The sequence below is a fragment of the Nocardiopsis lucentensis DSM 44048 genome (assembly GCF_000341125.1).
In the GTDB taxonomy this organism is placed as follows: Bacteria; Actinomycetota; Actinomycetes; order Streptosporangiales; family Streptosporangiaceae; genus Nocardiopsis; species Nocardiopsis lucentensis.
The window spans coordinates 8279-18785 of sequence record NZ_ANBC01000080.1 but is presented as its reverse complement, the minus strand read 5'-3'; the positions used below and the strand labels follow the sequence as shown (position 1 = coordinate 18785).

10 protein-coding genes, 1 tRNA gene and 1 pseudogene (1 of these 12 only partly in view) are annotated in these 10507 nt (G+C 70.9%); 5 read left to right on the top strand and 7 right to left on the bottom strand.

Annotated features, from left to right (window positions below):
* A partial coding sequence (locus D471_RS0102560) for an STM4015 family protein (RefSeq protein WP_017597177.1) occupies nucleotides 1–934 on the bottom strand: 934 nt, incomplete at its 3' end.
* Nucleotides 935–1070: 136 nt separating this feature from the next.
* On the opposite strand from D471_RS0102560, the gene D471_RS0102555 reads away from it, so the two are divergent.
* Nucleotides 1071–1862 carry a class I SAM-dependent methyltransferase gene (locus D471_RS0102555; RefSeq protein WP_017597176.1) on the top strand — a complete coding sequence of 264 codons (792 nt, stop codon included), beginning with the start codon at nucleotides 1071–1073 and terminating at the stop codon, nucleotides 1860–1862.
* Nucleotides 1863–1995: 133 nt separating this feature from the next.
* A complete protein-coding gene (locus D471_RS0102550) occupies nucleotides 1996–3231 on the top strand; it encodes a phospholipase D-like domain-containing protein (RefSeq protein ID WP_017597175.1) in 1236 nt (411 codons plus the stop codon).
* 44 nt (nucleotides 3232–3275) lie between these two features.
* Here the strand turns inward: D471_RS0102550 and D471_RS0102545 are convergent, their stop codons facing one another.
* Complete coding sequence (locus D471_RS0102545; RefSeq protein ID WP_026127335.1) at nucleotides 3276–3476, bottom strand: hypothetical protein; 201 nt, start codon at nucleotides 3474–3476, stop codon at nucleotides 3276–3278.
* Nucleotides 3477–3711: 235 nt separating this feature from the next.
* Nucleotides 3712–3787: transfer RNA gene (locus tag D471_RS0102540), tRNA-Arg, on the bottom strand.
* A gap of 421 nt (nucleotides 3788–4208) precedes the next feature.
* Between D471_RS0102540 and D471_RS0102535 the strand changes: the two genes are divergently transcribed.
* A complete protein-coding gene (locus D471_RS0102535; protein WP_026127334.1) occupies nucleotides 4209–5327 on the top strand; it encodes a D-alanyl-D-alanine carboxypeptidase family protein in 1119 nt (372 codons plus the stop codon).
* Nucleotides 5328–5448: 121 nt separating this feature from the next.
* On the opposite strand, the gene D471_RS0102530 is transcribed toward D471_RS0102535, so the two are convergent.
* The 4 genes from D471_RS0102530 to D471_RS0102515 form a co-directional block, all read right to left on the bottom strand.
* On the bottom strand, nucleotides 5449–5853 hold the full coding sequence (locus tag D471_RS0102530) for an MscL family protein (RefSeq protein ID WP_017597172.1): 405 nt from the start codon (nucleotides 5851–5853) through the stop codon (nucleotides 5449–5451).
* 334 nt (nucleotides 5854–6187) lie between these two features.
* Entirely contained in the window at nucleotides 6188–6841 is a 654-nt protein-coding gene (gene cpaB / locus D471_RS0102525; protein ID WP_017597171.1) for a Flp pilus assembly protein CpaB, read from the bottom strand.
* Nucleotides 6842–6961: 120 nt separating this feature from the next.
* Nucleotides 6962–7318, bottom strand: coding sequence for an FmdB family zinc ribbon protein (locus tag D471_RS0102520; protein WP_026127333.1), 357 nt, complete (start codon nucleotides 7316–7318; stop codon nucleotides 6962–6964).
* A gap of 170 nt (nucleotides 7319–7488) precedes the next feature.
* A complete protein-coding gene (locus tag D471_RS0102515; protein ID WP_017597169.1) occupies nucleotides 7489–8145 on the bottom strand; it encodes a 5-formyltetrahydrofolate cyclo-ligase in 657 nt (218 codons plus the stop codon).
* Between the two features lie 167 nt (nucleotides 8146–8312).
* Here D471_RS0102515 and galU point away from each other — a divergent pair, with 167 nt between their 5' ends.
* Complete coding sequence (galU, locus tag D471_RS32710; RefSeq protein ID WP_051059101.1) at nucleotides 8313–9287, top strand: UTP--glucose-1-phosphate uridylyltransferase GalU; 975 nt, start codon at nucleotides 8313–8315, stop codon at nucleotides 9285–9287.
* 143 nt (nucleotides 9288–9430) lie between these two features.
* Nucleotides 9431–10507 (top strand): annotated as a pseudogene (glp, locus tag D471_RS32705) (molybdotransferase-like divisome protein Glp); it runs 142 nt beyond the window's last position.

Below are 10507 nucleotides of genomic sequence, written 5' to 3'. Positions count from 1 at the left end.
CCGACAGGAAGTGGTGGTGCAGGTCGAGTCGCTTCAGGTCGTGGAACACGGGGGCGTTCAGGAGTGCGTCGACGTCCTCGTCGCGCAGGGTGCCCAGGGACAGGTCGAGGGTCTCCAGGCGCGTGGTGACGGGTGCGTCGGCCAGGGCGCGCACCCACGCACCGGTCGCGTCGGAGTTGCGCAGGCCCAGGTGGCGGAGTTCGGGGAAGGCCTCCGCGGACAGGACCGGCGCCAGATCGTCGGCCGTGGCGTCACCCCCGTAGTTCTTGTGCCCCAGCCACAGTTCGAGGTGCTCCAGCCTGGGGAGGGAGGAGGCGGCCACGTCCCGGACGACCTCGGGGCGCAGGCCGCCGCTCTGCACGGTGAGCCTCCGCAGGGACGGGTGCCCGTCGACGCGCAGCCCGAGTGACTCGGTGCCTCCGCGCACGGTGAACTCGGTGAGGTCCGGGAAGGCCGCGAGGAGCGGGGCGAGGTCGCAGTGCTCGATCCAGGAGATCTCCTGTTCCTCCTGGAGGACCTCCCCGAAGAACAGGGAGCGCAGGCGGGTCAGCTTCGGGGCGAGGGCGACGAGCCGGTCGCGGACCTCCTCCGACAGGAACTGGAAGTCCTCGTCGGCGATGTTGCCGACGACGAGCGCCCGGACGGACTCCGGCGGCACCAGGTCGGTGAACCGGCCCACGTAGGTGTCCAGATCCTCCCGGATACTCTCTCCGATGCAGAGATCGACCTCCATCCGCAGGCGCCACGCCACCGAGTCCGGGGCGGCGATCGCCTCGAAGAGCGGACGGTAGGACCTCGGCAGGGTGGGGTGCGGCTCGTTCCTGTTGCGGGCCCACCGCATGGCGGTCGTGAACTCGTCGTGGATGGTGTCCCAGTGGGTGAACTCGACGGCGGGCAGGCCCGCGAACTCGGTGACGTGGTGGCCGTTGGGCATGGGTGTGCGCCTTCCGTGGGGGTCGTGTCGCCCATGGATAGCAGGCGGCGGTGACACACCGTCCACCGGTGGGTGGTTCCGACCTGGTCGGCGCTGCGTCGGGACAGGACACGCCACTCGGTGTGACAGTGTGTGCATGGCTAGGCACAGCGAACTCCGAGACTTCTGGGAACGCCGACTCGAGGGCGACTGGACCGAGAGCGGGGTCGGGTACCGGGCGCTCGGGCGCCCCTTCAACCGGTGGATGTACCGGGTGCGGGAGGAGGTCTTCCTCCGCGAGGTCGGCCGCCTCGCCCCGCACGGCCGCAGCGTTCTCGACGCGGGCAGCGGCACCGGCTTCTACGTGCGTCTCTGGGAGCGTCTCGGCGCGGGTGACGTCACCGGGTGCGACATGACCGACGCCGCCGTGGCGCGCCTGCGCGGCCGCTTCCCCGACCACCGGTTCGTCCGCCAGGACGTGTCCGACCTGGACGCCTTCGACGCGGACGCCTTCGACGCCGTCTCCTGCATGGACGTCCTCTTCCACATCACCGACGACGACCGCTACGCGAGCGCCATGATGGAGTTCTCCCGGGTCCTGCGCCCGGGTGGGTGCCTGGTGATCTCCGAGAACTGCCTGCAGCGCCCCGAACAGCGCGGGGAGCACCAGGTCAACCGGACGCTGGAATGGATCGCCGGAACCGCCGACAAGGCCGGGTTCGACGTGGTCCGCCGTGTGCCCATGCTCATGTTCATGAACGCCCAGGTGGACGCCGCACTGCCGTGGCGCAAGCTGTGGGGCGGCACCCTGCGCGCGGCGACCGTCACCGCGCCCACGGGCTGGCTGGCGGGCGCCGCCCTGTACCCGCTGGAACGCCGGATGGTCCGTCGGCGGCGTGAGAGCCCGACCACGGAGCTGTTGGTGTGCCGCCTCCGGGAACGCGGCTGACGGAAGACACGGCCCGGGGTACGAACTGTCGTGTCGTGGACCGGGATACGGTTGACGTCCACCTTGCGTCGGAGGCGGCGATCTCGGGGGATGACGCCTCCGGGTCGGCGCGTGACTCGTTCGGGAGGCGACAGTGCGACGCTCGACGCTCGTTTCCGCGCTCAAGTGGGGCCTCGGGGGGATGCTGGCGACCCAGGTAGCGGTGGCCGCGACGATCATCGGAGTCAACCAGTGGCGCAGGCGCGTGCGCCAGCACCGGGCGCGCTTTCCGAGGACCGCGCCCGTGGAACTGCCGGTCGGGGACACCACCGCGACGGTGTACACCTACGGCGAGGACGTCTACGAGGACATGCTCGCCGCCATCCGGGGCGCGCGCCGGCGGATCCTGTTCGAGTCGTTCATCTTCAAGGACGACCAGGTGGGGCGGGAGTTCAAACGGGCGCTCATCGAGGCGGCCGACCGGGGCGTCGAGGTGTTCGTCATCTACGACGGGTTCGCCAACCTCGTCGTGCCGCGCGCCTTCTTCGACTTCCCTCCGGCGGTGCGGGTGCTGCGCTACCCGGCGTTCCGCCCGGAGGTCCTGCTGCTGAACGTGCGCAAGTCCGGCCGCGACCACCGCAAGATCCTCACGGTGGACGGGGAGACCGGCTTCGTCGGCGGGTACAACGTGGGCTCGCTGTACGCGACGGAGTGGCGGGACACGCACCTGAGGGTGTCCGGACCCGCGACGTGGGAGCTGGAGAACGCCTTCGTCGACTTCTGGAACATGAACCGGGGAGAGCGACACCCGAGGCTGGAGCACATCGGCGACACCGGGTGGGAGGCACGCCTGCGGGTCCACCGGAACGTGCCGGAGCAGCTCATCTACCCGATCCGGGGGATGCTCCTGGAGGCCATCGACCGGTCCAAGGACCGGGTGCTGTTCACCCAGGCCTACTTCATCCCCGACCGTGAGCTCCTCAGGGCCCTGGTGGACGCGGCGGCGCGGGGTGTGGACGTCAACGTGCTCGTGCCGGAGGACTCCAACCACGTGATGGCCGACTGGATGGCCCGTGGACAGTACACGGCGCTGCTGCGCGGTGGGGTACGGCTGTGGCTGTACCAGCACGCCATGGTGCACGCCAAGACGGCGACCGTGGACGGCCGGTGGAGCACGATCGGCACGGCCAACGTGGACCGTCTGAGCATGACCGGCAACTACGAGGTCAACGTCGAGATCTTCGACGAGGGCGTGGCCAAGCACCTGGAGGAGGTCTTCGCCAACGACCTCACCAACGCGCGGGAGCTGACGGTGGAGGAATGGCGGGGCCGCCCGGTCGCCGCGAAGTTCGGCGAGCTGGTCCTGGCCCCGTGGCGTCCGTTCCTGTGAGCCCCGCCGGCCGTGTCGGCGCGGCCGGGGTCCTGCCGGGATGGTCAGGTGGTCGGGCGGGGCGTGTCAGGGCGGGGCAGGTTGAAGAAGGGGTCGCGTTCGGCGCGGCGGGGACGGGGACCGCCCCAGTGCTGTGGGCCGGGGTGCGGGTCACGGTGGAGGGCTCGGGCGATCGCGGACTCCGATCCGCCGCGCTGTCGGGTCCTGGTCCGTCCGTCGTCGTGTGACCGGTCCGCGTTCGGCATGGTTCGAGTGCCCCCCACAGGTTCGTCGGCCGGTTGGCGGACCGGCGCCGTGAACGTCCTGGTGGCCATGATCAGGGAGGAGGGGCACGGTGTCATGGCGACACGGTGGCGGCGGGCGAAGTCCTTCGCGGGGCGGACGCGCCGAAGGCGGGTGAGGCCCCCGCCAGACGCGACCGAGGACGCGACCGGAGGGGCTCCTCTTCCGTCGACTCCGCAGAATATCCGCAGGTCGAAATGGCGGCCCCAGCAGGATTCGAACCTGCGACACCCGCTTTAGGAGAGCGGTGCTCTATCCCCTGAGCTATGGAGCCATGGGCGCGGCCCGGAGGTATCGCTTCCCCCGCCGCTGGGCCAAGCCTAACCCAGGATGGGAGTGTGTGGGGTGTCGGTCGGCCTTTCGGGGCCCTCACTCGGGGACTCTTGGCGCAGGGCACAGTACGCTGCTCTACGATTGGTTGTCCTGGTGGCGGTGTGATGTTGTTCACGACGCGTGTCGCGTTTTGAGCTCACATGCCCCCTTTCCGCTTCGGCGGTTCGGAAGAGGCGTCATCATGCACCGTTCTGACCAGGGGTGACGCCGAACGTCAGAGTGGACGACCAGGGGGAGTCCGGGATACCGGCCCTGATTGGCACCGCTCGGTGTTTCGGTCTCGCGTGTCCGCATGTGGACATGTAGTACGTTGCGATGCGGCCACGTTAGGTGTTCGACGACATGCAGGCGGAGGATCATTCGTGCCGTTCACTTCTGATTCGGCGCGGCGGGGCTCCCGCGCACCGGAGAACGGGATGCCGACCGGCCTCGCGGAGTCGCACCGTGGTCTGAGCTGGCCCCTGAGGTCTCTCACGCTGCTGGTGGTGATGGCGTTCCTGGCGGTGTCCGGGGTTACCGGTGGGCTGGCGCCCGTGGCCGCGCAGGACAACGACCTGGAACAGCTGCGTGAGCAGAACGAGGCGGCGGCGGAGGCCTTGGAGGCGGCCACCGACGAGTACGTCGAGCGCCAGGAGGCGGTGGAGGACGCCCAGGAGGAGTTGGTCGAGGTCCTCCACGATCTCCAGCAGACCGAGATCGAACTCCGGGAGATGCGTGAACCGCTCGCCCGGCTGGCCAGCACCCTGTACCAGCAGCCCGGCGGAGGGGTCCTCGCGACCCTGGCCTCGGGGTCGCTGGAGGAGGACCTCCAGACGCAGTCCTACGCGGCCAAGATCGCCGAGGACAACCAGGCGCTCATCCAGGACGCCACCGACCTGCGTGAGGAGCAGGTCCAGCTGGCGAGCCAGGCGCAGGAACTCCAGACCACCACGCAGTTGGAGCAGGTGGAGCTGGCGGCGGAGGTCGACGCGCTGCGCGACCAGGCCGAGGAGAGCACCGACGAGCTCATGGCGGAGCTGGAGAGGCTCGGTCTCGACCCCGGCACCTACATGAACCAGGCCGAGTGCGATGCGTCCGCGGCCTCCAAGGCCGATGGCTACCCCAACGGGCAGCTGCCCCAGGCCGCCCTGTGCGCGCTCTACGACGACAAGTTCCTGCGCGCCGACGCCGCGGCGGACTTCTTCGAGCTCAACATGCGCTACGTGGAGACGTACGGCGAGAACATGTGTCTGACCAGCGCCTACCGCGACCTGCCGAACCAGTACCGCGTGTACCGCGAGGTGCCGCCGGGCTACGCCGCCGTCCCGGGTACCAGTAACCACGGGTTGGGGCAGGCGCTCGACCTCGGTTGCGGCATCCAGAACTACCGTTCCGAACGGTGGAACTGGATGAACGCCAACGGCCCCGACTTCGGTTGGACGCACCCCGCGTGGGCCAAGTCGAGCCCCTTCGAACCCTGGCACTGGGAGTACGGGGGCTGACCGGCCCGCCGCCGGTCCCGACCGGTTCGGTCCCGTCCCCCGACGCGGCCCGCACGGCCTGGCCGGGCAGGGTTCCGTNGAGCCGGTAGGGGGCGGCTCGCCGCCCCCTACGGTGATGCGGTCAGACGGTCTCCGGGGTGAGCTCACTGGTGCACTGGCCGCAGCGGCTGGCCTTCTTGGGGACGTCGCCGAGGCAGCGGGGGCATGCCCGGGTGGTGGCCTCCTCCGCCTTCTCGAACCGCTCCAGGAGCTTGCCGACCGGCATCACCACGAAGAAGTACAGGATGGCGGCCGTGATGAGGAACGAGATCAGGGCGTCGACGAACGCGCCGTACATGAACCGGCTGCCGTTGATCTCGAAGTAGAGGTCGCCGAACGTGGGGATCCCGCCGAAGATCCCGATCAGCGGGGTGATGAACCCTTCGGTGAACGCGGTGATGAGGTTGGCGAAGACCGCGCCGATCACAACCGCGACCGCCAGCTGCACCAGGTTCCCCTGAAGCAGGAACTTCTTGAAGCCTTCCATGGAACTGCCCTACGTCACTCGTGATGGTCAGGTACAGGACGTGTGTGGCGGATACACGCCCTGCTGAGCGACGCCCCGGCACAACTCCCGCGGCGTTCTCGTCAGTCGGCGGCCACCCCCGGGCGGGCCCGCTGTGCCCGCGAAACCGCGCACAGCGGGGAACCCCCTTCTCGGTCGTGCGAGAGCCGTACCGGACGCGCCCACCCGCCGCCCGCCACCACCCTCAACCGATGCCTGAGGCGCGGTGACTTCCTTGGCGACGGGCAGCGTCCACCACACACGCCCTAGCGCCCGATATGGCGCTTGGTCAGCATTCACCACTATTGGTGATCGGTCAACCGCGAATGGTGATCGACAGTCGTGAAGTGGCCGCGTGCCCGGCCAGTGCTCTGGCTTCGCCCGGAGTGGCGGCGATGACCAGCAGCGCTCCGCTCTCCCCGCCCCGGCGGTCCTCGTCCGGTACCGCGAGTACGGGCCGATCCCCGGCCACCTCCCTCGCCGGTCTCGCGCGCGGGCGGTGCGGATCGCCGTACCCGGTGGCGGCGAGGACGTCCACCCGGCTGCCCGGGGACAGGAGGTCCACCGCCCCGGCGTCGGCGACCCGGACCGGGACCGCGACCAGGTCGGGCCCGTAGGCGCGCGCCGGGGGATCGGAGAGCCGGGCGTCGGTGATGACCTCGCCCTGGCGTACGGGGGCGTTGAGGAGGAGCCCGGCGGTGGTGGTTCCGGAGGTGAGGGCCCCGCTCGGGACCAGGGGAGCGGGCAGGGCGCGACGGGTGAGGTCGTGCTCGCCGAGGGGCCGGGAGGGGTCGAGGTCGCGGGAGGCGACGAGCACCTCGGTGGTGGCTCCCGGCGGTGGCCGGAGCACGAGGGTCGCGCTGAGCAGGGCGACGGCGGCGAACAGTGTCGCGATGACGCGTCGGTGCCGGTCGATCAGGCGGATGAGGGTGTGGCGGTGGCGGTGGGTCCGGGAGGGAGCGGTGGCCATGACTCCACGTTAGGACGCGGAGGCGCACCGTGGCGGTTGTCCACAGGCCGGATTTCCACCGGGACGGACGGTGCGCCGCCGGAGGTCGGCGGCGCGTCGACCGTCAACGGCCGCGGCGGCTCAGCTGGCCGCGGCGGGGGCGCTGGACGCGCTGTCCGAGCTGCTCTTGCCGGACGAACCGGAGTCGCCGGAGGAGCTCGTCGAGCTCTTGGCCTCGGAGGACGCGGACGAGGAGGTGTCCGAACCGCTGTCCTTGCCCTCGCCGGACGTCGAGCTGGTGATGGCGGAGCTGTTGGAGGACGTGCCGCTGTCGGTGCGGTAGAAACCCGAGCCCTTGAACACGATGCCCACGGCGGAGTACACCTTGCGCAGGCGCCCCTCGCACTCGGGGCACACGGTCAGGGAGTCGTCACTGAAGCTCTGCACGACCTCCATCTGGGCGCCGCACTCGGTGCATGCGTACTGGTACGTAGGCACTGTTCGTGTCCTCCTAAACTGGCACTCTCGCCCGTTGACTGCTAAATAGTAGTCGGTCGCCGACCTGGGCCGCGACAGCACCTCGTGCCGAACACGTGTCGGGGAGTGTGGAGCCGGGACGGCGGCGTCACCGGGCGCGACCGTCAGCCACAACGCTCCGGCGGGGTGGGTTAATCCCTGGTCGTCCGCTTCGCCCGCCCCAGGGCGTCAGGCCAGACCGGGGCGCCGGGGTCGAAGGCGCGCAGTCCTCCACCCGGCGTGACCACGGCGTCCACCGGCCGGTCGTGCGGTTCGCGGGGGACCGACGCCACGAATTCCTCGTCGTGCACCACCGCGATCGAGGGCGTGTGCGGCCCCTTGTGCGCGAGCGCCCGGTCGTAGCAGCCCGCTCCGCGCCCCAGCCGCATCCCCTCGCGGTCCACGGCCAGCGCCGGGCAGATCACCGCGTCCGCCCCGGCCAGGGCCCCGGGGCCGTAGCGGCGGCCGGTGGGTTCGACCAACCCGTGCCCGGCCGGGGCCAGGCTCCCGGGCCCGTCGAAGGCCGCCCAGTCCAACTCGCCCCCGGGCAGGAAGACCGGCAGCAGCACGTAGGCGCCGCGTCTCCACAGCGCAGTCACGAGCTTGCGGGTGTCGGGTTCGCCGCCGACCGAGTAGTAGCAGGCGACGGTCCCGCCCATGGTCAGCCACGGGAGCTCCATGAGGGTGTCGCGGACCGCCGAACCCACCCGGTCGCGCTCCTCCCTCCCGCGCTCCCGCCGACCGGCCAGGATCCGCCGCCGCAGCGTCCGCTTGTCCGGCCGGTCCCTCTGTTCGTCCTCGCCGTTCATGCCCCCAGTCTGGCACCGCCCGTTCCCCGGGCCCGCGGCGTGCTGCCGCCCACGATGAACACCGGGTGGCGGTTTCTGGTCATTGGTCCGAAACCGTCGGGACTTCTCGCACGGCGAATGCGCGAGGAGGCCACAGGTGGCCGTGGGTCTGTCCTAGAGTGCCGATCATGAGTGCCGACACCGACCAGACACGGCCCCGATCCGCCGCCGCCTCCGTCACGAAGGCGGTCGTGCCCGCGGCGGGCCTGGGCACCCGTTTCCTGCCCGCGACCAAGGCCACTCCCAAGGAGATGCTGCCGATCGTGGACAAGCCCGCGATCCAGTACGTCCTGGAGGAGGCGGTCGCCGCCCAGCTCCGCGACGTCCTGATGATCACCGGGCGCAACAAGCGCTCGATCGAGGACCACTTCGACCGGGCCCACGAGCTGGAGAAGGCGCTGGCGGCCAAGGGCGACGAGGAACGACTCCGGTCGGTGCGCGAGTCCAGCGACCTGGCCCAGGTGCACTACGTCCGCCAGGGGGAGCCCCGCGGCCTGGGCCACGCGGTGCTGTGCGCGGAGGCGCACGTCGGCGACAACCCGTTCGCCGTGCTGCTCGGCGACGATCTGATCGACAACTCGGGTCTGCTCAGTCGCATGATCGAGGTGCGTGAGCGGCACGGTGGCAGCGTCGTCGCGCTCATGGAGGTCGAGCCCGAGCAGGTCTCCCTCTACGGCTGCGCGGGCATCGAGCCCACCGACGAGGAGGACGTCGTCACCGTCACCGACCTCGTCGAGAAACCAGCCCCGGAGCAGGCGCCGAGCCGATGGGCGATCATCGGCCGCTACGTCTGCGACCCGGCGGTCTTCCCGATCCTGCACGAGACTCCGCCGGGACGCGGCGGTGAGATCCAGTTGACCGACGCCCTGCGTGAACTCGCCCGTCGCAAGCCCGAGGACGGCGGGACCGTGCGCGGCGTCCTGTTCCGTGGCCGCCGCTACGACACCGGCAACAAGGCCGACTACATCCGCACGGTGGTCGACTTCGCCTGCCGCCGCCCGGACCTGGCCGCCGAGCTGCTGCCCTGGCTACGGGAGTTCGTCGAGAGGCAGGAGCCCGCCCGCCCGTCACCCGCCACCGCCCCTGGGACCGCTTCGCGGTAGGGCGGGGCGCCCTTCGCCACCCTGCCCGACGACTCCGGCGCCTTGCTGGCTGGCACCCGGATCCATCGTGGTGACAATGGGACGTGGGCTTCCTTCCGAGACGGCTGGGTCGCCCACATGGACCACGAGCCGGAGGGACCCCCTTGAAGACCGTCGAACAGCACGTCAACGACGTCCTCGGACTGATCGCGCCACCCGAACCGACCGAGCTCGACCTGCTCCGGGCGCACGGGACCGTTCTGGCCGAGGCCGTCACGTCACCGGTGTCGCTGCCGGGGTTCGACAACTCGTCGATGGACGGGTACGCGGTGCACGCCGCCGACCTGGCCTCCGCCACCGCGGACGCCCCGGTGAGCCTTCCGGTGATCGCCGACATCGCCGCGGGTGACGGCGGTCCGGTCGCGATCCGCCCAGGCATGTGCGCCCGCATCATGACCGGGGCGCCCCTGCCGTCGGGCGCGGACGCGGTCGTACCGGTCGAGTGGACCGACGGCGGCACGACCACCGTGCGCGTCGACCGTCCGGTCCGGGCGGGCAATGCCATCCGGCGCGCGGGGGACGACGTCCGGGAGGGCGCCGAGGTGGTCCGCGCGGGTGTTCGGATCGGCGCCGGGGAGACGGGCGTCCTGGCGGCGGTCGGCCGCCGTACCGTCCCGGTGTTCCCCCGGCCCCGCGTGGTCGTGCTGTCCACCGGGGAGGAGCTGGTCGAGCCCGGCCGCCCGTTGGGCCCCGGCCAGATCTGGGAGTCGAACAGCTACATGCTCGCGGCGGCCGCCCACGACGCCGGATGCGACGTGCACCGGCACGGCTTCGTCGGCGACGACGTGGCGACGGTGCTCGACACCCTGGAGGGCCTGCTGACCCGCGCTGACGTCCTCGTCACCAGCGGCGGCGTGAGCATGGGCGCCTACGACGTGGTCAAGGAGGCGCTCACCCGTCAGGGCACCGTCGAGTTCACCCAGGTCGCGATGCAGCCGGGTAAGCCCCAGGGGTTCGGGACGGTCGGCCCGGACAGGACACCGATCCTGGCCCTGCCAGGCAACCCCGTGAGCGCCTTCGTCTCCTTCCAGGTCTTCGTCCGGCCCGTCCTGCGCAAGCTGCGCGGGCTGGACCCGGACCCGCTGCCGACCACGCGCGCGATCCTGACCTCTCCCGTGACCTCCCCGCCCGGACGCCGTTCCTTCCTGCGCGGCGTACTGGCCGAGTCCTCGCACGGGCCG

What these genes read in the sequence shown, in the direction of transcription:
- D471_RS0102555 (WP_017597176.1), top strand. Translation starts at nt 1,071, where the DNA reads ATGGCTAGGCACAGCGAACTCCGAGACTTCTGGGAACGCCGACTCGAG.
- D471_RS0102545 (WP_026127335.1), bottom strand. Translation starts at nt 3,476, where the DNA reads ATGCCGAACGCGGACCGGTCACACGACGACGGACGGACCAGGACCCGA.
- D471_RS0102530 (WP_017597172.1), bottom strand. Translation starts at nt 5,853, where the DNA reads ATGGAAGGCTTCAAGAAGTTCCTGCTTCAGGGGAACCTGGTGCAGCTG.
- cpaB (WP_017597171.1), bottom strand. Translation starts at nt 6,841, where the DNA reads ATGGCCACCGCTCCCTCCCGGACCCACCGCCACCGCCACACCCTCATC.
- D471_RS0102515 (WP_017597169.1), bottom strand. Translation starts at nt 8,145, where the DNA reads ATGAACGGCGAGGACGAACAGAGGGACCGGCCGGACAAGCGGACGCTG.
- galU (WP_051059101.1), top strand. Translation starts at nt 8,313, where the DNA reads ATGAGTGCCGACACCGACCAGACACGGCCCCGATCCGCCGCCGCCTCC.